The sequence below is a fragment of the Bradyrhizobium semiaridum genome, assembly GCF_020329505.1.
GTDB classification, from domain to species: domain Bacteria; phylum Pseudomonadota; class Alphaproteobacteria; order Rhizobiales; family Xanthobacteraceae; genus Bradyrhizobium; species Bradyrhizobium semiaridum.
Window position 1 is genome coordinate 57,042 of record NZ_JAGKJJ010000011.1, and the last position, 19,052, is coordinate 76,093.

The 19,052-nt window shown below is 65.6% G+C and carries 24 protein-coding genes and 1 pseudogene; 10 read left to right on the plus strand and 15 right to left on the minus strand.

All coding sequences use genetic code 11. The features are described 5' to 3' along the window. Nucleotides 1-17 precede the first annotated feature (17 nt). Nucleotides 18-251: a hypothetical protein gene (locus J6500_RS15335; protein WP_225713536.1), complete on the minus strand. Its 234-nt coding sequence runs from the start codon at nucleotides 249-251 to the stop codon at nucleotides 18-20. 158 nt (nucleotides 252-409) lie between these two features. Between J6500_RS15335 and J6500_RS15340 the strand changes: the two genes are divergently transcribed. Together J6500_RS15340 and J6500_RS15345 are read left to right on the plus strand one after the other, a co-directional pair. After that, nucleotides 410-1,108, plus strand: a complete 699-nt coding sequence (locus tag J6500_RS15340; protein WP_225713537.1) for a helix-turn-helix transcriptional regulator — start codon at nucleotides 410-412, stop codon at nucleotides 1,106-1,108. Beyond that, nucleotides 1,108-1,440 (plus strand): YkgJ family cysteine cluster protein, encoded by a 333-nt coding sequence (locus J6500_RS15345; RefSeq protein WP_225713538.1) that lies wholly within the window; start codon nucleotides 1,108-1,110, stop codon nucleotides 1,438-1,440. Before J6500_RS15340 ends, J6500_RS15345 begins: the two co-directional genes overlap by 1 nt. A gap of 5 nt (nucleotides 1,441-1,445) precedes the next feature. On the opposite strand, the gene J6500_RS15350 is transcribed toward J6500_RS15345, so the two are convergent. Beyond that, the gene (locus J6500_RS15350) at nucleotides 1,446-1,844 is read right to left on the minus strand and encodes a hypothetical protein (RefSeq protein WP_225713539.1); all 399 of its coding nucleotides are present in this window, start codon (nucleotides 1,842-1,844) and stop codon (nucleotides 1,446-1,448) included. A gap of 371 nt (nucleotides 1,845-2,215) precedes the next feature. Next, nucleotides 2,216-2,569, minus strand: a complete 354-nt coding sequence (locus J6500_RS15355) for a DUF3307 domain-containing protein (protein ID WP_225713540.1) — start codon at nucleotides 2,567-2,569, stop codon at nucleotides 2,216-2,218. Between the two features lie 414 nt (nucleotides 2,570-2,983). Here J6500_RS15355 and J6500_RS15360 point away from each other — a divergent pair, with 414 nt between their 5' ends. Then, complete coding sequence (locus J6500_RS15360) at nucleotides 2,984-4,384, plus strand: TAXI family TRAP transporter solute-binding subunit (protein WP_225713541.1); 1,401 nt, start codon at nucleotides 2,984-2,986, stop codon at nucleotides 4,382-4,384. Between the two features lie 118 nt (nucleotides 4,385-4,502). Here J6500_RS15360 and chrA read toward each other — a convergent pair whose 3' ends face one another. Further along, on the minus strand, nucleotides 4,503-5,708 hold the full coding sequence (gene chrA, locus J6500_RS15365; RefSeq protein WP_225713629.1) for a chromate efflux transporter: 1,206 nt from the start codon (nucleotides 5,706-5,708) through the stop codon (nucleotides 4,503-4,505). 255 nt (nucleotides 5,709-5,963) lie between these two features. On the opposite strand from chrA, the gene J6500_RS15370 reads away from it, so the two are divergent. Further along, nucleotides 5,964-6,794 (plus strand): ABC transporter substrate-binding protein, encoded by an 831-nt coding sequence (locus J6500_RS15370; RefSeq protein WP_225713542.1) that lies wholly within the window; start codon nucleotides 5,964-5,966, stop codon nucleotides 6,792-6,794. Here J6500_RS15370 and J6500_RS15375 read toward each other — a convergent pair. The 4 genes from J6500_RS15375 to J6500_RS15390 all read right to left on the minus strand — a co-directional run bounded on the left by J6500_RS15375 (nucleotide 6,750) and on the right by J6500_RS15390 (nucleotide 9,209). Beyond that, nucleotides 6,750-7,448 carry an ABC transporter permease gene (locus J6500_RS15375; protein WP_225713543.1) on the minus strand — a complete coding sequence of 233 codons (699 nt, stop codon included), beginning with the start codon at nucleotides 7,446-7,448 and terminating at the stop codon, nucleotides 6,750-6,752. The two genes, J6500_RS15370 and J6500_RS15375, sit on opposite strands and share 45 nt — an antisense overlap. Nucleotides 7,449-7,649: 201 nt before the next feature. Next, nucleotides 7,650-8,411, minus strand: coding sequence for a Crp/Fnr family transcriptional regulator (locus tag J6500_RS15380; protein ID WP_225713630.1), 762 nt, complete (start codon nucleotides 8,409-8,411; stop codon nucleotides 7,650-7,652). 156 nt (nucleotides 8,412-8,567) lie between these two features. Beyond that, entirely contained in the window at nucleotides 8,568-8,930 is a 363-nt protein-coding gene (locus tag J6500_RS15385; protein WP_225713544.1) for a PRC-barrel domain-containing protein, read from the minus strand. 72 nt (nucleotides 8,931-9,002) lie between these two features. Next, nucleotides 9,003-9,209 (minus strand): hypothetical protein, encoded by a 207-nt coding sequence (locus J6500_RS15390; protein ID WP_225713545.1) that lies wholly within the window; start codon nucleotides 9,207-9,209, stop codon nucleotides 9,003-9,005. A gap of 246 nt (nucleotides 9,210-9,455) precedes the next feature. On the opposite strand from J6500_RS15390, the gene J6500_RS15395 reads away from it, so the two are divergent. Genes J6500_RS15395 through J6500_RS15405 form a run of 3 tightly spaced genes read left to right on the plus strand, consistent with a single transcriptional unit; the run spans nucleotide 9,456 to nucleotide 10,171 of the window. Further along, nucleotides 9,456-9,647 carry a hypothetical protein gene (locus J6500_RS15395; protein ID WP_225713546.1) on the plus strand — a complete coding sequence of 64 codons (192 nt, stop codon included), beginning with the start codon at nucleotides 9,456-9,458 and terminating at the stop codon, nucleotides 9,645-9,647. Between the two features lie 35 nt (nucleotides 9,648-9,682). Continuing rightward, nucleotides 9,683-9,898 (plus strand): hypothetical protein, encoded by a 216-nt coding sequence (locus tag J6500_RS15400; protein WP_225713547.1) that lies wholly within the window; start codon nucleotides 9,683-9,685, stop codon nucleotides 9,896-9,898. 51 nt (nucleotides 9,899-9,949) lie between these two features. Further along, nucleotides 9,950-10,171 carry a cytochrome c oxidase subunit II gene (locus J6500_RS15405; protein ID WP_225713548.1) on the plus strand — a complete coding sequence of 74 codons (222 nt, stop codon included), beginning with the start codon at nucleotides 9,950-9,952 and terminating at the stop codon, nucleotides 10,169-10,171. A 31-nt stretch (nucleotides 10,172-10,202) separates the two neighbouring features. Here the strand turns inward: J6500_RS15405 and J6500_RS15410 are convergent, their stop codons facing one another. Then, nucleotides 10,203-11,099: a DUF6537 domain-containing protein gene (locus J6500_RS15410; protein WP_225713549.1), complete on the minus strand. Its 897-nt coding sequence runs from the start codon at nucleotides 11,097-11,099 to the stop codon at nucleotides 10,203-10,205. A gap of 7 nt (nucleotides 11,100-11,106) precedes the next feature. Then, a complete protein-coding gene (locus J6500_RS15415) occupies nucleotides 11,107-11,778 on the minus strand; it encodes a Crp/Fnr family transcriptional regulator (protein ID WP_225713550.1) in 672 nt (223 codons plus the stop codon). Between the two features lie 307 nt (nucleotides 11,779-12,085). Here J6500_RS15415 and J6500_RS15420 point away from each other — a divergent pair, with 307 nt between their 5' ends. After that, entirely contained in the window at nucleotides 12,086-13,198 is a 1,113-nt protein-coding gene (locus J6500_RS15420; protein WP_225713551.1) for a cyclic nucleotide-gated ion channel, read from the plus strand. Between the two features lie 11 nt (nucleotides 13,199-13,209). Continuing rightward, nucleotides 13,210-13,995 carry an enoyl-CoA hydratase/isomerase family protein gene (locus J6500_RS15425; RefSeq protein WP_225713631.1) on the plus strand — a complete coding sequence of 262 codons (786 nt, stop codon included), beginning with the start codon at nucleotides 13,210-13,212 and terminating at the stop codon, nucleotides 13,993-13,995. A 235-nt stretch (nucleotides 13,996-14,230) separates the two neighbouring features. On the opposite strand, the pseudogene J6500_RS32215 reads toward J6500_RS15425, so the two are convergent. The 3 genes and pseudogenes from J6500_RS32215 to J6500_RS15440 all read right to left on the minus strand — a co-directional run bounded on the left by J6500_RS32215 (nucleotide 14,231) and on the right by J6500_RS15440 (nucleotide 15,639). Then, nucleotides 14,231-14,532, minus strand: a pseudogene (locus J6500_RS32215) (immunity 53 family protein). Between the two features lie 15 nt (nucleotides 14,533-14,547). Then, nucleotides 14,548-14,982: a DUF6157 family protein gene (locus J6500_RS15435; RefSeq protein ID WP_225713552.1), complete on the minus strand. Its 435-nt coding sequence runs from the start codon at nucleotides 14,980-14,982 to the stop codon at nucleotides 14,548-14,550. Between the two features lie 12 nt (nucleotides 14,983-14,994). Next, complete coding sequence (locus tag J6500_RS15440) at nucleotides 14,995-15,639, minus strand: glutathione S-transferase family protein (RefSeq protein ID WP_225713553.1); 645 nt, start codon at nucleotides 15,637-15,639, stop codon at nucleotides 14,995-14,997. A gap of 82 nt (nucleotides 15,640-15,721) precedes the next feature. Here J6500_RS15440 and J6500_RS15445 point away from each other — a divergent pair, with 82 nt between their 5' ends. Beyond that, nucleotides 15,722-16,726: a helix-turn-helix transcriptional regulator gene (locus J6500_RS15445; protein ID WP_225713554.1), complete on the plus strand. Its 1,005-nt coding sequence runs from the start codon at nucleotides 15,722-15,724 to the stop codon at nucleotides 16,724-16,726. Between the two features lie 225 nt (nucleotides 16,727-16,951). On the opposite strand, the gene J6500_RS15450 is transcribed toward J6500_RS15445, so the two are convergent. Next, complete coding sequence (locus J6500_RS15450; RefSeq protein WP_225713555.1) at nucleotides 16,952-17,665, minus strand: nitroreductase; 714 nt, start codon at nucleotides 17,663-17,665, stop codon at nucleotides 16,952-16,954. A 134-nt stretch (nucleotides 17,666-17,799) separates the two neighbouring features. After that, complete coding sequence (locus J6500_RS15455; protein ID WP_225713556.1) at nucleotides 17,800-19,044, minus strand: acyl-CoA dehydrogenase; 1,245 nt, start codon at nucleotides 19,042-19,044, stop codon at nucleotides 17,800-17,802. Between the last annotated feature and the right edge of the window lie 8 nt (nucleotides 19,045-19,052).

The window sequence follows — 19,052 nt, forward strand, 5'->3', positions numbered from 1 at the left end:
CTGCTGCCACCATGGTGTCAGCAGCAGTGGCATTCACTGTCGAAGCTGCGGGCGGGAGCGAGGCGGCGAACCGCCTCGCCGACCCGCTTGACCAGCCTCGCCCGCCCGTACGACCACGCCGCGGCGATCGACTGTGCGAGCAGCGCAACCAGGGCCCAGCGCATGTCGCCGGAGGTGGAGTAGACCGTGATAATCTGTTCCAGAGCAAAACCCCGCGCCTGCCCGAAACCGAGTTCATCAAGATTCGTCATGGACAAATTCCCTTCAGTTGAGGTGTTGTCCTGGTATAGCCCCCGCCTGCTGCCAACATGCTGTCAGCAGCAAACGCCGCGGGGTCCGAAAAAGCCCGCGGGCCGCCAGATCGGGCGACCTGCCGAGTGAGCGATTCAAGAGACGTAAGAGAATTCAAATGAGACGCGCCGACCGGCTGTTTCAGATCATCCAGGTGCTCCGCCGCACCCGAAAACCCCTCACTGCGGATGCCATTGCCGCCGAGCTCGAGACCTCGAAGCGCACGATCTATCGCGACATCGCGAGCCTGATCGAGCAGCGGGTGCCGATCCGCGGCGAGGCCGGCATGGGCTACATCCTGGAAAAAGGATTTGACTTGCCGCCGCTGATGCTGACGCCTGACGAGATCGAGGCCTGCGTGCTCGGCGCGCAATGGGTGGTGGGCCATGCCGACCCGGCGCTGGCGCGCGCGGCGGAAGATTTGATGGCCAAGATCGCCGAGACAGTGCCGGACCGGCTGCGGCCGTTCGTGCTGGAGCCGGCGAGCCGCGCCCGCTCTGCCTGGAATCGTGAGCCCGACCGCATCGACATGGTGAAGACGCGCAGCCAGATCCACGAGGGCAAGAAGATCACGCTGAACTATCGCGACGAGCACGGCCGCGATTCCGAGCGCACGATCTGGCCGATCGCGGTTGGCTATCACGAGGCGGTGCGCCTGATCGCGGCCTGGTGCGAACTGCGCAAGGATTTCCGCAGCTTCCGCACCGACCGCGTGGTCACCGCGACCTATCACGACGAGAAATATCCTGAACGGCGCGACCTGCTGAGAGCGCGCTGGCGGCGCAGCCTCGTCTGGGAAGCGCCGAAGGTGACGTGATGGCAGGAAGCGAGATCGCCGCGGTAGACCAGAGCCCGTGCCAGTGCTGCGGCGCCTGCTGCAGCTATTCGGAAAACTGGCCGCGCTTCACCATCGAAGACGACGACCAACTCGATTTGATCCCAGCCGAGTTCGTCAACCCTCGGCAATCCGGGATGCGCTGCGACGGCGACCGCTGCGCGGCGCTGTCAGGCAAGGTCGGTGAAGCGACGCGCTGCGAAATCTATGCGGTGCGGCCAGAGGTCTGCCGCACCTGCATGCCGGGCGATGCGGAGTGCGCGATAGCCAGGCGGCGGCATGGGCTGCCGGTGATTCAACCGCAAGCGGGCTGATCGGGCTAGACCGTCACCTTCTCTTCGACATCCTCGTCGTCGAACTCATCGATGATCGGCGCGAAGGTCGCGAGCGGCTTGGTCGACAGCGTGATCGGCTTGCGGCCGCCATGCGAGGCGGACACCGTGCGGGCCGGCTCACGCGACAATGCGTAGAGCGTCGAGCCGACGCGGCCGCCGAAATTGATCAGCTCGCGCTCGGTGCAGCTCGACGCGATCGCAAGTGCGAGCGCGTGCAGGTGGCTGCGCTTGTAGCAGAACAGCGCCAGCCGCGCCCGGTCGTCCGGCGCGACATTCGCAACCAGCAGCGACAGGCCATTCGGATTGGCGCGGTACATCTGGCCGAGCAGATCGTCGGCAACCGGACAGGCATCGTTCTCGAAGGCGTCGCGGCTTGAAAACATTTGCAAATCCCCCTCGATCCGGAAGATGCAGCGCAATTCCATAACGAAAGGTTAACCACGGCCTCCAGTCGATCCCGGAGGCTCTTGCCCGTTGCGCGCGAATCACATCCGTGCGGCAGACGGTCAGTGATCGGCATGTCAGGTTATGAGAGCGGATGACGCACTTTCCCGACCGTCATTGCGAGCAGCGAAGCGACGACTTGTCCGCCGAAGCCTTGGCGAAGCCGGAAGCAATCCATCCATCCGAATATGCGGACAGATGGATTGCTTCGCGGAGGCCTGTCATCGGGCGGCGCTTTGCGCCGACGCGTTGGCTTGCAATGACGGGTGGAGATAGTTCGGCCCTTCAGTAGGGGCGCGTCCGCAAACGCTCAGTTCGCGGCCATGTAGATCGACAGCGCGAAGCCGGTGAGGTGGTGCAGCGCCTGGTCGATCCCGATCAGGGTCCAGAACCAGGGATGGCCGGCCTCCAGCGTGATGCCGAAATGCGAGGCGCAGATGCCCTTGGCGCGGTCGACGATGATGTGGATGACGAAGTCGACGACGGCGACGTACCAGAACCGCGGCGCCACCAACAGGATCAGCACCAGCGAGACGGCGAGATGGACGAGGCAGTGCGCGAGCAGCGGCAGCGCCCAGCCCTTCTTCTGGTCCTTGCCGATCGCCATCCAGGCGTTCTGCAGCATGAAGTCGGCGATGATGTGCTTCGTCGTGAGAAGCAGCATCCATCCCACCAGGGCACCAACCGACACCGACGATGACAGGGAGGGAAACAACAAGCTGACGCCCTTCGCTGGGATGAATGTGGTCGCAGATAATCCGGGTCAGGCCGTCGTCAGCACGATGTCGCACGCCAAAGCTTGTCTCATTTATGACATCTCCGGCGGCCGAATGCACCTGTAGCCGTTGCGATAAGCATACGTGTCCCCACCGCGATAGTGGCGAACGTCATGCGGCATCGCAGCGCAGGCCGCCGCCGGTTAAGGTTACGGCCGGCGGCGGTTTGCATTCCGGCGAGGGAGGTATATCGTCCTGAAAGCCGCGAAATTTTCGTTCTTTTATAGTGATTTACGAATGCTCCGGGCAGCGCCGCGCCGGTTCGGCTGTGGCATACGGGATTCCCGGACGGGTGACGAGCCATGAGTGCTGAAGCCCCCACGCCTCCGCCGGCCTCGCCGCCGGCGCGTGCGACGGTCGCCAAGAGCAACCGCGCGCAGATCATCCTCTTCACGCTGCTGACGCTGCTGCTGACCGCCGCCACCGTGTGGGGCGGCCGGACCTGGCTGCGCAATTCGGAGACGCTGGTGTTCGCGGTCGGCGACCCCAAAGGCCCGGAGGCGAAGTTCGCCGCCAGGCTCGAGACCGTGCTCAAGACCAATTCCTCGCGGCTGCGGCTCAAGATCGCCGCCAACCCCGACAACACGAGGGCACTGGCCCAGTTCGAGCGCCGCGCCGCCGAGCTCGCGATCCTGCGCACCGACGCCAAGGTGCCGCCGCGCGCCCGCGCGCTTGCAATCCTCGAGCATGATCTGGTGCTGGTGCTGAGCCCCGGCGGCAAGAAGATAAAGTCGCTCACCGAGCTGAAGAAAAAGAAGATCGCGGTGATCGGCGACGGCGACAACAGCGTCGCCTTCGTGCGCAGTGCGCTGGAGATGTCGGAGAGTCCGGACGCGGCGCAGCGGGTGCAGCCCGCGCCGCCGAACACGCCGTTCGACAGGCTGTTCGCATCAGGCTTCGGCGCCGTGATCGCGATCGAGCACGCCTCCAGGATCGTCAAGGACAAGACCTACGAGCAGTATGCGCGGCGCAGCGGCGGCTTCACGCTGAGCGCGATCGATGCGGCCAAGGCGCTGGCCCGCAAATATCCGGCGATCTCGGAGGAGACCGTCTCGACCGGCATGCTGTCGTCCTCGCCGGCGATTCCCGATGACGATGTCGACACCATCGGGCTGCAATGGCTGCTGGTGGCGCAATCGCGGATGCCGGCCACCACGGCGAGCGAGCTCGCCCGCATCATCTACGAGAACAAGGCCGAACTTGCGCTGAACGACGGCTTCGCCTCCAAGATCGAGCCGGCGGAGACCGACAAGGACGCCTTCATCATCGCCCATCCCGGCGCCGCCGAATACATCAACGACGACACCAAGTCGTTCATGGATCGCTACAGCGACATGATGTATCTCGGCGCCGCCGCGCTCAGCATCATCGGCTCGATCTTCGCCGCGATCTACACCAAGATCACCCGGGTCGCGCCGAAGCGGGCGAGCGAGCTCGCCGGCGCGATCCTCGGCATCGGCGAGCGGGTCGAGCACGCCACCTGCGCCGAACATCTCGACGAGTTGCAGGACGAGCTCGAGGCGATTCTGCGCCGCGCCGTGGTCGGCCTGCGCGACGGCAGCGTTTCCAGTGACGGGCTCGATACGTTCAAGCTCGGCTACGAGCTGGTCCGCGACGAGATCGCGCTGCGCCGCGACCATCTCAAGCGCCATCCGCCGGCGCAGGACGACAATGTCGTGGTGGTGAAGGCCGCGAGCGGGTGAGCGACGACGCGGCTGTGGTGGCCGCGCGACCGTCCCGCCACTTTCATCGCTGTCGTCCCTGCGAAAGCAGGGACGACAGTGAATTTGCGGTGCGACCGGTGCGCCACATCGCGCAGCGTCATCCCGCCAGCCCCGCCAACACTCCAGCAATCGCGCTGAAGGCGACCACGACGAGCGGTGGCGCGCGCCAGATCGTGAGCAGGACAAACCCAACCAGCGCGATGGCGAAGTCGCGTGGGCCGAGCACCGTGCTGGTCCACACCGGATGATACAGCGCCGCGCCGAGGATACCGACGACCGCCGCGTTGACGCCGCGCATCATCGCCTGCGCACCGGCCCGCTTGCGGAACGTGTCCCAGAACGGCAGCGCGGCCAGCAGGATCAGGATGCCGGGCAGGAAGATGCCGACGAGGCCGACGATCGCGCCAGCCATGCCATGCGGCGCGATTTTCACCACCGTGCCGAGATAGGCCGCGAAGGTGAAGAGCGGACCGGGCACGGCCTGCGCGGCGCCATAGCCGCTAAGAAACGCATCGTCGGTGACCCAGCCCGGAGCGACCACCGCCTCGCGCAGCAGCGGCAGCACGACATGGCCGCCGCCGAACACCAGCGCGCCGGAGCGATAGAAAGCCTCGAACAGCGCAATGCCGGAATCCGGCGCGAGCCGCGCCAGAACCGGAAGGCCAATCAGCAGCAACGAAAACGCTGCCAGCGCCGACAGCCCGGCGATTCGCGACACCGGCATCGCGAGATGGCCACCCGCATGGGCCTCACCGTTGCGGCACAGCGCAAGCCCCGCGATGCCACCGAGCAGAATGGCGCCAATCTGCGCGATCGACGAGGTACTGAACAGGATCAGCAGCGCCGCGACGACGGCGATCGAGGCGCGCGTGCGGTCCGGGCACAACGTGCGCGCCATGCCCCACACCGCCTGCGCGACGATCGCAACCGCGACGAGCTTGAGCCCGTGCACCAGACCCGTTCCGATCGGGCCGCCGAGGACGCCGGCGCCATAGGCGAACAGCACCAGCACGATGGCCGATGGCAGCGTGAAGCCGGTCCACGCCGCCAGCGCGCCGCCATAGCCGGCGCGCATCAGGCCGAGCGAGAAGCCGACCTGGCTGCTGGCCGGGCCGGGCAGGAATTGGCAAAGCGCCACAAGGTCGGCATAGGCCTGCTCGTCGAGCCATTTGCGGCGCTCGACGAACTCATGCCGGAAGTATCCGATATGGGCGATCGGCCCGCCGAACGAGGTGAGCCCCAGTTTCAGGAACGCCGCGAAAACCTCGGCCGCCGTACCCTCCGGTCGCTTGTCAGCCGTCATGGTGTTGCCGTTGAGATGTCCTGCGAACACTGGTCTCGGCATCTATCATATCGCAGAAGATATGAAACCGCTTCGACGCGCTCCGAAACCGAATTGATCATCGATCCATATTTCAATAATCGTTGGGACCATCGGCCGACCTAGGCCCGGCGCATCGCCACGCGACGACAGAGCGCATAACACGCGGGGTCGGACGGGATTTCACGCCCGTCCGCCGGGCGCTACGATGGCAATGAGGTCCGGGAAGGAAGCAACATGCGAAAACTCTTCATTGCCCTGGTGGGCATGCTGGCCTGGTGCTCGGCCGCAAGCGCGCAGGAGCGAACGATCACGGTCGCTTCGACGACGTCGACGGAGCAGTCCGGGTTGTTCGGCCATCTGCTGCCGCAGTTCACCAAGGCGACAGGCATCGGCGTCAAGGTCGTCGCCGTCGGCACCGGCCAGGCCCTCGATATCGGGCGGCGCGGCGATGCCGATGTGGTGTTCGTGCACGACAAGCCGGCCGAGGACAGGTTCATGTCCGAGGGGCAAGGCGTGAAGCGCTTCGACGTCATGTACAACGATTTCGTGATCGTCGGACCGAAGGCCGATCCGGCGCACATCGCCGGCGGCAAGGATGTCACCGACGCGCTGCGCAAGATCGCCGCGGCCCAAGCACCCTTCATCTCGCGCGGCGACCGCTCCGGAACGCACCAGGCCGAGTTGCGTCTCTGGCAGGATGCGGGCATCGACCTGTCGGCTGCGAAGGGCGACTGGTATCGCGAGATCGGCCAGGGCATGGGGCCGGCGCTCAACATGGCCTCATCGACCAACGCCTATGTGCTGTCCGATCGCGGCACCTGGCTGTCGTTCAAGAACCGCGGCGATCTCGCGATTCTGACCGAAGGCGACAAGCGGCTGTTCAACCAGTATGGCGTGATGCTGGTCAATCCGGCGAAGCATCCGACGGTCAAGGTCCAGGACGGCCAGGCCTTCATCGATTGGCTGATCTCCGCGGCGGGGCAACAGGCCATTGCGGGCTACAAGGTCGGCGGTGAGCAGCTATTTTTCCCCAACGCGGCCCACGAGCAGAAACGCGACGGTTGAAACCGCGACGCTCAGCGCCAGCAGGATCAGTCCGAGCCCGAGCGCCAGCGGCAGATCGCCCTTGCTGGTCTCGAGCGCAATCGCTGTCGTCATGGTCCGCGTGTAGCCGCTGATATTGCCGCCGACGACGATGATGGCGCCGACCTCGGCGATGGCACGGCCAAAGGCGGCGAGGAAGGCGGTCAGTAGCGAGGCTCGCCCCAGCGCGAACAGCAGCGCGATGCTGCGCGGGACCGACAGGCCGTCGGTCCGTGCGAGATCGCCATACTCCGTCCACAGCAGCGACGATGGCCGATGCACCAGTGCGACCACGATCGGCGTCGCGAGCAGCGTCTGGGCCATCACCATCGCGGTCGGCGTGAACAGCAAGCCGGCCGACCCGAACAGCCCGGACCGCGACAGCATGAGATAGAGCGCAAGTCCGACCACGACGGGAGGAAGGCCGAGCAGCGCGTTGGTCAGCACGATGATGACGTGGCGGCCGCGAAACCGGGCGATGGCGAGCCAAGCGCCGATCGGTGCGCCGATCAGCAAGGCAAGAATGCTCGCCGTCAGGCTGACGCGCAGCGACAGCGCGACGATGCCGAGCAGCTCTGAATCGGCCCGGCCGATCAGCGACAGCGCCGCCCCGGCGGATCGTACGAAGTCGTTCATCCCCCGCAGATGGCTCTGGCGGCGAGGGGGATGAGGCCGTAGATGCGCTTCATTTGGACCGGGACCTGCGGGGTTTGGCGGGCAGCAGCGGCCAGGCGAGCAGGTCGCGCGGCCGGTTGCGGAACCATAGCGTAGATCAGGTGTGGAAGGTCAAGGCACCCGGCTGCCGGCCAGACGCCGCACGGCCCCCTGCGGCGGCCTTCAGCCGCATCCGGCCGCGGCGTCGACGGTCCTGGCGTCGAGCTGCCGCCCCTCGTGATCCATGTGCAGATAGTTCGGGTTGAACAGCCCTGCCCGCATCAGGCGGTCGAGATCGGGGACGGCAAGGGTCCTGCCCTTGAGCACGATGAGCCCAGCAGCACGCAGCTCCTGCAACGTGCGATTGAGGTGGACCTTGGACAGGCCGGTGGCGTCGGCGAGATCGGCCTGGGTCAGCGGAAACTCGCAGCTGTTGCCGCTGGTCAGCCCGGCGAGCCGCAGGCGGAGCCAGATCTCGCAGAGCAGGTGCGCTGTGCGCTCCAGCGCCGTGCGCTGGCCGAGATTCATCGTCCACTCGCGCTGGATAGCGGCGTTGACCAGAGTGTCCCACCACAGCGCGGTGGCGATGCGCGAGTGATTTGCGGCGACCTCCTCGAAGAAATCCCGGGAGAGATCGGCAGTCGAAACCGCCGTGATGGTGCCGATCGAGTGATCCATTTCGCGCAGGATGAAGACGTTGCTGTCGCAGATGTCGCCGGGCAGGAAGAACGACACCACCTGCCGGCGGCCGTCCTCGAGCTGCTTGTAGCGGCAGGCCCAGCCAGACAGAATCAGGTGCACGTCCGTCGGCTTCTCGCCTTCGCGCACGATATCAACCCGCGGACCAAAGCGGCGGACGCGCTCGGATGAGGCTCGATTGAGGATGGCATGATCGGCGGCCGACAGCCGGACGAATTGCTCCAATTTCCGAACCAGCGATGCCAACGACATGGTCTCCCGGCATGTACATCGGGTCACCATCGGGCCGGTTTCAATAACGTATGTTACATTGCACAGATATCGGCGGGTGTTCACAAGTGTACACACGCCGACCAAATCGGATGGATCGATACCATCGCCGCGCAACGTCGTGTGTTAGGTTCAGACGAACGGCACGCCGTAATAGTCGTTGACCGCGCGCGTGGTGCCGATGTCGGCCCAATTCCAGTCCCGCTCATTGCCATATCTCGGCGCGCCGCGCAGCTGGTCCTCGGTCACGCCAGTCACGTAACCGCCGAGCCGCGTGTCGTATTTCAGCGACTGCCAGGGCAGCGGATAGTGGTCATTACCGAGGCCGAGAAAGCCGCCGAAGCCGAGCACGGCGTAGGACACGCGCCCGCTCTTCTTGTCGATCATCACGCGCTCGATCGAACCGATCTTCTGCTCGCCCGCGCCATAGACAGCGGTGCCTTCGACCTTGTCGCTGCCGATGAGATTGCCGATTTCCCGCTCGTCGCCGTTCATGCACGCCTCCGTTCAGCCACTCACACCGGCAACAGCCGATGCAGGTCTTCGTTCCTGCGGCATTTGGCTCGTTCAGCCGGTCGGGGCTTCGGCCTCGTCGTCGGGCGCCATGCCCGAACCCGGCGTCTTGTCGCCATCGCTCAGCTTCGGATCGCGCGTCGCCTCGCGCGAGGGTGACGTTCCGGGACCGGTCTTCTGAGCGGTCTGCGCTCGCTTTTTGTCGACAGGCTGCTCCTGCCCCTTCTCGTCCCTGACGATGCCCTGGTTGGAGTGTTTCATTGGAAGCTCCTCGAAACCATGATCCCCAAGGTCATGCGGGCCCCGGCGCCGAAAACGCGCCGAGGCCCGTCACCGGAGTGGTCCACTGCTCTCGGGGAGCAAAGCAGCGAACGCAACTGGCCTACGCATAGCGATGGAGATCGTTCCAGCATTTCGGCATCCGAATTTCGATGCGGTGAATGTCATGGGTTAACGACGCACACTGTGGAACTTGCCTAGAATTTTGCGTTCCAAGCTGGAGGCTGAATGACCAAGAAGAAGCGCAACAGGACACGGCCCGCCGGATCGTTCGAAGATCGCCTGCAGAAATTCGCCGAAAATGCCCGCGTTGCAGCACGCGGCATGCCGCCGGGACGGGAACGCGAAGCCTTGATGAAGAAGGCCAGGCAGACCGAGGCGGTGATGGAGGTCAGCGAATGGCTGGTGCCGCGCAAGTAACGCACGCGAATGGGCATACAGAGGGAGAAGCTGCGATGATCGAGGAAAGGTTCGACTCGCGTACGCTTGCCATCATGAACATGGCGCTCGACCGGGTTTGCCGGGCAACGCCGCATGGCGAGGAACATGCCACCCGCCGACGCGTTGCCCGGTACATCATCAAATGCGCCAAGAGCGGCCGGACGACACTCACCGAACTGACCGACGCCGGGTACCAAGCGCTGGCCAAGGTCCCCGCCGCGGCAGGATAACCACCGCACCCCGCGCCTGCCGCTCTCGGCCATCAGCAGAGGCGGCAACCCATGCGCATTGCAATCAGCATCGGCCTGCTGGTCCTTTTGATCGCCGTCGGAGCCTATGTCTATCAGGGCCTGACCGTGCCCGACGCACCGGTACCGACCTCTGGCCTCATCCTGTTCATGATCGGCATCGCGCTGATGGTCGTCGTCGGCGTCGGCCTCATGGGATTGCTGTTCTACTCGAGCCGCCATGGCTACGACGAACCGCCGCATATCGAGCGGTAGATGCTGCCAGGCGAATCTATTCGACTTTAATTCAGCGCGCCGGCGTAACCGGCACCCGGGCGCGAATCTCCGCGATCTTGCGCTTCAGTGCGGCCTGGCGCGGATCGGGCATGGCGGCAGCGCGCGCCTCGGCGATGGCGCCGGCGAGATCAGGCAGCGCCAGCACGCCGTCGAAGGTCGGCTTGGCCAGCCCGTCGATGATCGCGTGCCAGTCCGCAATGCCCTGGCGGTACGGCTCGCCGTAGCCACGGATCATGGTCGCGGTGTGGATGACCGCCGAGGCCGCGGCCGGCTGCTTGGTCAGGCTGCGATCGATCATGTGCAGCCAGCGCTCGACCCAGACGCGCTCCTTGGCATAGCGGTTCGAGAACAGCCGCCAGCGCTTCAGCCCCGCCTCGATCCGCAGGCGACGCACGCTGAACCGGCTGTTGGCGGAAAAGCGGATCGACACCCGGCGCCGCCGCCAGCCGAACCAATCGAGCAGGCCGAGAATCGGATCGGCGATCACGGCCGGCAGGGCGTCGATCAGCTCGTCGAGGCGGAATTGCTTGACATCGTCGGCGGAGCGCGCCGCAAGACCAGTCGCGCTGACCTCAGCGAGCTTGACCTGCGCCAGGCGGATCGGATCCTCATAGGCCATGCGCTCGGCCATCAGCCGCGCGATGTCGGCCAGCATGGCATCGTCGACGCCGCGGCGGCCGACGAAGCGCCTCAGCCGGTCGACATAGAGCTGGGCGTACTTCGTGCTCTGATATTCGATCATCAGATGGATCGCATCGCGGACCGCGGGTCCGAGATGCGCCGGGCAGGCGTCAGGCAGCACCGGCGGCCCCTCGTCCTCGTCGCCGATGATGTCGGCGAACAGGTAACGAAGCGAACCCAGAAGGCCATCGTCGTCCGGCACTGCGGTCTCTCCAGAACTCGTCATGGCCGGCTCATGCGGGCTTCGGCTCCGCGGCGACCGGCGGCGCCGTATGCTGCGCCAGCCGCTGCTCCAGTGTCGAGATGTTCTCGAACAGGCGGGCGCTGGCGAGCCGCAGGAAGTAGAACCCGAACGCCGGATTCTGCACATAGAGCTGCTCGACCTGGTCGTAGGTCACCGACAGCACGGTGCCGGACTCGATGCATTCCAGCGTCTGGGTCCGCGTATTCGTTGGCGACAGCATGCCGAATTCGCCAACGAGGGCGCCGACCGGCAGCTCGATGCCCGATTCGACCAGGCGGTAGCGGCCGCTGACGATGTAGAACATGCTGTCGGCCTTCTCGTCCTTGTAGAACAGCACATCGCCCGCGTTGTATTTCTGCTCCGTCGTGAACGGCCGGAGCCAGTCCATCGACAGGTCGCTGTTGACCGATTTCTTCACGCTGCGGACCAGCTGCAGCATCTGGTGCAGGCGGTAGGTGTTCACAGGCAGCAGCACAGCATGCAGGATAAGCACCGCGTAATTATGTGTCGGGATCGCGGTCGCGATCAGGATGATGTTGGTCAGGATGGCGAAGACGCGCAGCGGGATCATGGTGCGCATCGACAGCGTGGCGACCACGAAGATCGATGCGAAGAGGCTGCCGGCCGCTCCGGCGTGCTGCGCGAGGTGTGAGGTATCCATCGGAAACCAACCAATTCTCGAGAACTGAAACAGTCGCTCATTAGTCGCTGCAGTGCGGCCGAGGTCGCATCGGAGCACCGCATCCCCGATATACGGAGAAAAAGCGACGATTTGTCCGGATTCTCACACTTGTGAGGGGCAAAATCGAGCCAGGATGGCTCAGCCATTCGTCCAACCGATGGCGCCTGCCCGCCAGTGCGCGCCCGCGTTGACGGCTCCGGCCAAGGCAGGCAGGTTGGGTCGGCATACAGGTTATCGGCAACGCCTCAGCGTCTCGCAGAGCGGTTCAGGCATTCTTCGGCAGGCAATGTCCAAGCGGCTCGTCATTCCGGCTTTGGAGCGTTTCGTTTCGGCCACCGCCGGCCGCAACATGACCACGGCGGCTTACTTCGCGGTCGTGCTCGGCGTCGCCACGATGGCGCTGTTGACGATCGCGCCAGCCTACGACGCAGCGGCGCGCTGGGTCGACGCGCTGCTGTGGGGCTGCCTGATCTATTTCGTATTCGAATGGCTGGTGCGCCTCCGCCACATGGGGCGGCAGGGCAAGTTCTGGTTCTACGCGCTGTCCAGCGCCGGGGTGGTGGATGCGATCGGCGCGCTGGCGGTGCCGGTCGCCCTCCTCTGCGGCATCGAGCCGAAGACGGCGTGGCTGCTCGGCGTGCTCTGGGTGCTCAAGGTGGTGCCGGGAATTCCCGGCCTGCGCCAGCTGCGGCGCGTGCTGGTGGTGGAATCCGGCCCGCTGGTCAGCGTGCTCGTGATCTTCCTGATGGTCGTGTTCCTGGCCTCGGTCGCGGAATATTACCTGGAGCGCGACGTGCAGCCGCAGACCTTCGGCAGCGTGCCGGCGGCGCTATGGTGGGCGGTGGTGACGCTGACCACCACCGGCTATGGCGACGTGGTGCCGATCACCCCGCTCGGCCGGGTGGTGGCGGCGATGGTGATGATCTCGGGCCTCGGCGTGTTCGGGCTGTGGACCGGCATCCTGGCCACCGGCTTTGCCGCCGAGACCCGGCGCGACAATTTCCTGAGGACCTGGGAAACCGTCAGCAAGGTGCCATTCTTCGCCCATCTCGGCCCGGCCGCGATCGCCGACGTCACCCAGATGCTGCGCACCATGGACCTGCCGCCGCGCACCATGATCATCCGCAAGGACACCAACGGCGACTGCATGTATTTCGTCGCCGCCGGCGAGGTCGAGGTCGACCTGCCCGGCCGCAAGGTGCCGCTCGGCGAAGGCTCGTTCTTCGGCGAGATGGCGCTGCTCGGCAACACCAAGCGCGGCGCCAGCGTCTCGACCACCAAGGTGACGCGGCTGCTGGTGCTTGACCTCGTCGATTTCCGCCTGTTGATGGCACGGCATCCCGAGCTCGCCGAGACCATCGACGCCGAGGCGAGGCGGCGCGAACGCGAGAATCAGTGAAGGAGACCAAGATGGCCGATGCGGCCGACACCGCCAGCGGACCCGTGCTCGAAATTGATGGCGCCCGCGCCACCATCCGCCTCAACCGGCCCAAGCACCTCAACCGCCTGCAGGCCGAGGATCTCGGCGAGCTGGTGCAGCTGTTCGAGCGGATCGAGGCCGATCCGGCGATCCGCGTGCTGGTGCTGACCGGCACCGGCCGCGCGTTCTCGGCCGGCTACGACCTCAACTCGGTGGCTGAGCGCGCGGTGAGCGCGAACGAGCAGGAGAGCGCAGGCTCGGCGTTCGAGGTCGTGGTCAACCGGCTCGAGAATTTGTCCGTACCGACGATCTGCCGGCTCAATGGCGGCGTCTATGGCGGCTCGACCGATCTCGCGCTGGCCTGCGATTTCCGCATCGGGGTCGACACGTCAGAGATGTTCATGCCAGCGGCCCGGCTCGGGCTGCATTACTACCGCAGCGGCATCCAGCGCTACGTGACGCGGCTCGGCGTCGACAATGCCAAAATGCTGTTCCTGACCGCACAGAAGATCTCGGCGCCGGAGATGCTGCGGATCGGCTATCTCACCGCGATGGTGCCGCTGGAACTGCTCGACGAGGAGGTCGACAAGCTGGCCGCGATCCTGGCCGGCAATGCGCCGAAGGCAATGGCCGGGATGAAGCGCGCCATCAACGAATTCGCCCGCGGCGAACTCGACGAAGCCGCCGCCGACGCCCGCCACCGCGAGAGCATGCGCGGCGACGAGATCAAGGAAGGCATCAAGGCATTCGCGGAGAAGCGCGCGCCGCGGTTTTAACTGGGCGTACAAGCGCCACTCGCTATCCCCGTCATCCCCGCGCAAATGCTTCGCCGTGCGAGTCTCTTCGGCGAGCCCCGAAGGATGAAGCGGCCCGGCTGGTGGCCGTGCATCCTTCGAGGCTCGCAAGCGCTCGCACCTCAGGATGACGGGATTGAGCGTGTCTTCCCGTCATTGCGAGCGAAGCAGTCCACCGCGCCGCACGCGCAATGGCATGGCCTCCGCCCACATCGTTCTAGGCTGTCTGCGGCGTCCAATCAGCCCAGACGAGGAAGATCTCAATCATTTCGCCAAGATTCATTGGCCCGCCGAACGCCTCGAAGATTTCATGGTTCCTGCGAGCGACGATCCAATCCCGGCCCGACCTTTCTATCGAACCTCTTGGAATAACTTCTCTTGAATGACCGTTCCTCTTAGGTCGATCTTCAACGACCATCCTGGATTGTCCAGCGTGTCAATCTTGACACCACGGTCCTCGTGCCACTCATTCGTGCATTGGCGCGCATACCATGCACAAAGACTTGAAATGACATCCATCAATTCTGAATCCCCTCACCCCCGCTTGCTGCGCATCGCACGGACCTGCGTCAACTCCGGGTCCGCGGCCAGCGCCTGATAGCGCTGGCTGCCGACGGCGTAGATTGCGATGCGGCCATCGGCATCAGCATGGATGCCCCAGCCGAAACGCTTGCCGAGCGGGGAAGCGCGCATGCAGGCCTGGCCGCGCGAAAAGAACGCCTCGCGGGCCTGGTTGCGTTCCTTCTTGCCTGCCTTCGCATCAAGCGCGCGGCCCGGCGCCGACGTGGCGAACACCACGTCGTCGGAGGTGTATTTGTACGGCGCGCCCGCGATCATCGCATATTGCAGCGTGGCGACGGTCGGCTGCCCGCCACGCGGCTGCGGTTGCTCGCCGCCGCGCGCCGGACAATCCTCTGCGACGCGGATGAAGGTGTTGACGACGTTGGTCGTATGCAGCGCCTTGGCCATCGCAGCGTCGTATCACACGCCCGCCGCGGCCGCATGCCGGGCCGCCATCTCGGCGTCTTCGGCCGTGACCCGCTGATACGCCGGGCGCGATGTGATCCGCTCGGCATAGCGGACGAAGACATCCTTCTTCGGCACGATGCCGAACGTCATGGTCCAGTTGAACGCGATGCCCCAGAGGATATCGGCCGCCGTGATCTTGTCGCCCAACAGATACGGACCCTTCGCAAGCTGCGCTTCGAGCGCGCCCAGCATGGTGTCGTAGTCGGCATAGGGCGACTGCGTGATCGGCGCCGGCTCGCGCTTCATGAAGTGGTCGATCACCGCCGGCTCGAACGAGGAGCCGTAATAGGCGATCCAGCGCAGATACGGGCCGCGGCGCGGATCATCGAGTGCGGGCGTCAGGCCGGCCTGCGGGAACAGGTCGGAAAGGTAGATGTAGATCGCGACCTGCTCGGTCACCAGCGCATCGCCATGGCGGATCGCCGGCACCTTGCCGAGGGGATTGACGGCGAGATAGGCGTCCTTGCGCTGCTCGCCGGCCTTCATGTTGAGGACGTGCAGATCATACGGCGCGCCGAGTTCCTCCAGCAGCACGCGGGTGCCGGTGGCGCGGCTCTGCGGCGAGTAATACAGCGTGATGCGGTCGGTCGTGGTCATGGCAGGTCTCCTTGCGCCGTTCGGGGGTGACGCCCCTTTATGCCCGACTATACCTGACATCCTGTGTCAGGTATGATTGCAGATGCGCGCGAGCCGGCTGTTTTCCATCCTCACCACCTTGCAGGCGCGGGGGCTGGTCACTGCGCCCGAGCTCGCCGAGGCCTGCGAAGTCTCGGTGCGCACGATCTATCGCGATATCGACGCGCTCGCCGCCGCCGGGGTTCCGGTCTACGCCGACCGCGGCGCCGAGGGCGGCTACCGCCTGCTCGACGGCTACCGGGTGCGGCTGAACGGCCTGTCGCAGGGCGAGGCCGAGGCGCTGTTCATGGCAGGCCTGCCGGGCCCCGCCGCCGCGCTTGGCCTCGACGCCGCGATGATGGCGGCCCAGACCAAGCTGATGGCGGCGCTGCCGGAGAGTTTGCGGCCCAATGCCAACCGGATGCAGCAGCGCTTCCATCTCGACGCGCCCGGCTGGTTCGGCGCGTCCGAGGAGCCGAAGCATCTGCGCGCCATCGCCGCCGCTGTGTTGCGCGACGGCCTGATCGAAATCCGCTACCGGAGCTGGAAGGCCGAAAAGCGGCGGCGCGTGGCGCCGCTCGGCCTCGTGCTGAAGGGCGGCAACTGGTATCTCGCCGGCCTCGTCGACGGCAGCGTCCGCACCTATCGCGTCGCGCGCGTGCTGGATTGCACCGCGCTGGACGAGGCATTCGCACGGCCGGCGGATTTCGACCTCGCCACCTATTGGCGCGCCTCGATCGAGCGGCTGGAAGCCGAGCTGCACCCGAACGAGGCCACCGTGCGGCTGTCGCCGTTCGGGCTGAAACTGTTCGACGTGCTGGCGCATCCTTACGTGCGGGCGCGGATGCAGCTTGCCGAGACAGCCGATGCCGACGGCTGGCGGATCGCCACCATGCCGGTCGGCAAGACAGTGTGGCACGCCGCGACCGAGTTGCTGCGGCTCGGTGCCGAGGCCGAGGTGCTGGCGCCGGCGGAACTGCGCGAGAAGATGACGGAGATGACCGGCGCGATGGCTGCGCGTTATGCCGATGCACAACAGCGGCAGGTGCCGAAAGCGCGGAGAGCGTGAAGGTTCTTCACCGTCCCCTGGAGGGGCGCGCGCGGGAGCATTGGGGTGGGGGTCTCTCCACGAATCATACTGCGGAAATAGCCCCCACGCGGATCGCATCCGCGATGCGATCCGGCCTCCCCCGCAAGCGGGAGAGGCGAAGCGAGCCAGCGGCTCATCCAGCGCCCTTCATATGCGATTGCCCTGCCTTCCAGGGGAGGATGGGCAGAGCGCGTGGGTTCCCAGCTATTCGTCGACGAACGTCACCGCGTCAGCCACGCTCGCGCGCGAGGTGCGGTAGCTGTTCACCTTGTGCGCATGGTCGGCATAGCCGAACGAAATGCCGCAGACAACGCGGCGGTCGTCGGGCAGGTTGAAGTGGCGGCGGATCAGGCCGGAGTGGCGGGCGATCGCGGCCTGCGGAATGGTGCCGAGCCCGAGCGCCTGCGCCGCCAGCATGAAGTTCGAGACATAGCCGCCACAATCGATCGCGCCGTAGATGCCGAGCGGCTCGCTGCTGTGGATCACCGCGACATGCGGCGCGCCGAAGAAATTGTAGTTCTCCAGCGCCTGCTTTGCATAGGCGGCCTTGTCCCCCCGCGCGATGCCGAGCGTGTTGTAGAGCTGAAAGCCGCTTTCGCGGCGGCGCTCCAGATAGACGCCGACATATTCGCGCGGCGGCGCGAAGTCGTAGTCCTCGCCGAGGCCGCGCGACGCCTCGGCATAAATCGCCTTGCGGAAGCGCTCCTTGGCCTCGCCGGAGACGATCAGCACCTGCCAGGGCTGGCTGTTGCACCAGGACGCGGTGCGCTGCGCCGTGGCGAGCACATGCTCGATGGTTTCGCGCGGCACCTCGCGGGGCTGGAACGCGCGCACCGAGTAGCGCTCGTTGAGCAACTCTTCGAGCGTGCCGATGCGGTCTTCGGTGGAATAGCGCGGGTTCGGTGTCTTGGCGTCCATCGTCGAACTCACTTTCGTGCCACGGACACGGCGCGGCACGAAGTGATGCGCCGCAGAGCCGGGGCCCAGGGAGGGTTAACTCCCGGCTCAGCGAAGCAGCGCTGCGTGCTGCATCGCGTCCGGGACATGAGAGATCAGCGTCCCTTGGTCGGGATCTTGTTGTACGGCACGTCCTTGTCGACACGGATGTCGCCGGGCAACCCGAGCACGCGCTCGGCGATGATGTTGCGCAAAATCTCGTCGGTGCCGCCGGCGATGCGCATCGAAGGCGACGACAGCAGCATCTGCTGGAACTGGCCATGCACCAGCTCCTCGCTGTCGCCGGTGAGCGCGCCCGCGGCGCCCTGCAGATCCATCGCGTAGGTCGCGATGTCCTGCAGCATCATTCCAGAGACCAGCTTGCCGATGGAGTTTTCCGGTCCGGGACGCTCGCCCTTCGACAGCGCCGAGATGGCGCGGTAGCTGGTGTATTTCAGCCCGCTCGATTTCACCGCCCAGCTGGCGAGCTTGGAGCGCACCGCCGGATCGTCGATCGCAAGGCCATCTTCCAGCATCAGATTGGAGCAGAACTCGAACATCTCGGGGACGCCGGTCGCAAGCCGCGCGCCGATCGACATGCGCTCGTTCATCAGCGTCGTCAGCGACACGTTCCAGCCCTCCCCGACGGCGCCCAGCCGCTGGCTGTCCGGGATCACGACGTCGGTGAAATAGACCTCGTTGAACTCCTGCATGCCGTTAGCCTGCTTGATCGGCCGCACCTCGACGCCGGGGCTCTTCATGTCGAGGAAGAACATGGTGAGGCCCTTGTGCTTGGGCACGTTCGGATCGGTGCGCGCGATCAGCAGGCCGTAGTCGGAGTAGTGCGCGCCGGAGGTCCAGATCTTCTGGCCGTTGACGACCCAGTTGTCGCCCTTCTTCTCGGCGCGGGTGCGCAGGCCGGCGACGTCGGAGCCGGCCGACGGCTCGGAGAACAGCTGGCACCAGATCTCCTCGCCCGAGGCGAGCTTCGGCAGATAGCGGCGCTTGGCGTCCTCAGAGCCCCAGGCCATCACGGTCGGGCCGCACATGCCCTCGCCGATCTGGAACGGTTGCGTGAGCTTGCCGTAGACGCCCTCTTCCTGCTGCCAGATCACGCGCTCGATCGGAGTGGCGCCGCGGCCGCCATATTCCTTCGGCCAGTGCAGGCAGGCCCAACCGCTCTCGGCCTTCTTCTTCTGCCAGGCCTTGCCGACCTCGACCATGTCGTGCTTGGCGAGCTTGATGCGGCCGAGCGAGGATTTTGACAGTTCGGCCTCGAACTCCTTCGGCGCGTTGGCCTCGACCCACTTGCGGGCGAGGCTACGAAATTCGGCTTCCTGCGGCGTGTCGTCGAAATTCATGGCGAACC

Bases quoted from the DNA above. Each gene is read 5' to 3' on its own strand.
- J6500_RS15335 (WP_225713536.1), bottom strand. From the start codon at position 251: ATGACGAATCTTGATGAACTCGGTTTCGGGCAGGCGCGGGGTTTTGCT.
- J6500_RS15340 (WP_225713537.1), top strand. From the start codon at position 410: ATGAGACGCGCCGACCGGCTGTTTCAGATCATCCAGGTGCTCCGCCGC.
- J6500_RS15345 (WP_225713538.1), top strand. From the start codon at position 1,108: ATGGCAGGAAGCGAGATCGCCGCGGTAGACCAGAGCCCGTGCCAGTGC.
- J6500_RS15350 (WP_225713539.1), bottom strand. From the start codon at position 1,844: ATGTTTTCAAGCCGCGACGCCTTCGAGAACGATGCCTGTCCGGTTGCC.
- J6500_RS15355 (WP_225713540.1), bottom strand. From the start codon at position 2,569: ATGCTGCTTCTCACGACGAAGCACATCATCGCCGACTTCATGCTGCAG.
- J6500_RS15360 (WP_225713541.1), top strand. From the start codon at position 2,984: ATGAGTGCTGAAGCCCCCACGCCTCCGCCGGCCTCGCCGCCGGCGCGT.
- chrA (WP_225713629.1), bottom strand. From the start codon at position 5,708: ATGACGGCTGACAAGCGACCGGAGGGTACGGCGGCCGAGGTTTTCGCG.
- J6500_RS15370 (WP_225713542.1), top strand. From the start codon at position 5,964: ATGCGAAAACTCTTCATTGCCCTGGTGGGCATGCTGGCCTGGTGCTCG.
- J6500_RS15375 (WP_225713543.1), bottom strand. From the start codon at position 7,448: ATGAACGACTTCGTACGATCCGCCGGGGCGGCGCTGTCGCTGATCGGC.
- J6500_RS15385 (WP_225713544.1), bottom strand. From the start codon at position 8,930: ATGAACGGCGACGAGCGGGAAATCGGCAATCTCATCGGCAGCGACAAG.
- J6500_RS15390 (WP_225713545.1), bottom strand. From the start codon at position 9,209: ATGAAACACTCCAACCAGGGCATCGTCAGGGACGAGAAGGGGCAGGAG.
- J6500_RS15395 (WP_225713546.1), top strand. From the start codon at position 9,456: ATGACCAAGAAGAAGCGCAACAGGACACGGCCCGCCGGATCGTTCGAA.
- J6500_RS15400 (WP_225713547.1), top strand. From the start codon at position 9,683: ATGATCGAGGAAAGGTTCGACTCGCGTACGCTTGCCATCATGAACATG.
- J6500_RS15405 (WP_225713548.1), top strand. From the start codon at position 9,950: ATGCGCATTGCAATCAGCATCGGCCTGCTGGTCCTTTTGATCGCCGTC.
- J6500_RS15410 (WP_225713549.1), bottom strand. From the start codon at position 11,099: ATGACGAGTTCTGGAGAGACCGCAGTGCCGGACGACGATGGCCTTCTG.
- J6500_RS15415 (WP_225713550.1), bottom strand. From the start codon at position 11,778: ATGGATACCTCACACCTCGCGCAGCACGCCGGAGCGGCCGGCAGCCTC.
- J6500_RS15420 (WP_225713551.1), top strand. From the start codon at position 12,086: ATGTCCAAGCGGCTCGTCATTCCGGCTTTGGAGCGTTTCGTTTCGGCC.
- J6500_RS15425 (WP_225713631.1), top strand. From the start codon at position 13,210: ATGGCCGATGCGGCCGACACCGCCAGCGGACCCGTGCTCGAAATTGAT.
- J6500_RS15435 (WP_225713552.1), bottom strand. From the start codon at position 14,982: ATGGCCAAGGCGCTGCATACGACCAACGTCGTCAACACCTTCATCCGC.
- J6500_RS15440 (WP_225713553.1), bottom strand. From the start codon at position 15,639: ATGACCACGACCGACCGCATCACGCTGTATTACTCGCCGCAGAGCCGC.
- J6500_RS15445 (WP_225713554.1), top strand. From the start codon at position 15,722: ATGCGCGCGAGCCGGCTGTTTTCCATCCTCACCACCTTGCAGGCGCGG.
- J6500_RS15450 (WP_225713555.1), bottom strand. From the start codon at position 17,665: ATGGACGCCAAGACACCGAACCCGCGCTATTCCACCGAAGACCGCATC.
- J6500_RS15455 (WP_225713556.1), bottom strand. From the start codon at position 19,044: ATGAATTTCGACGACACGCCGCAGGAAGCCGAATTTCGTAGCCTCGCC.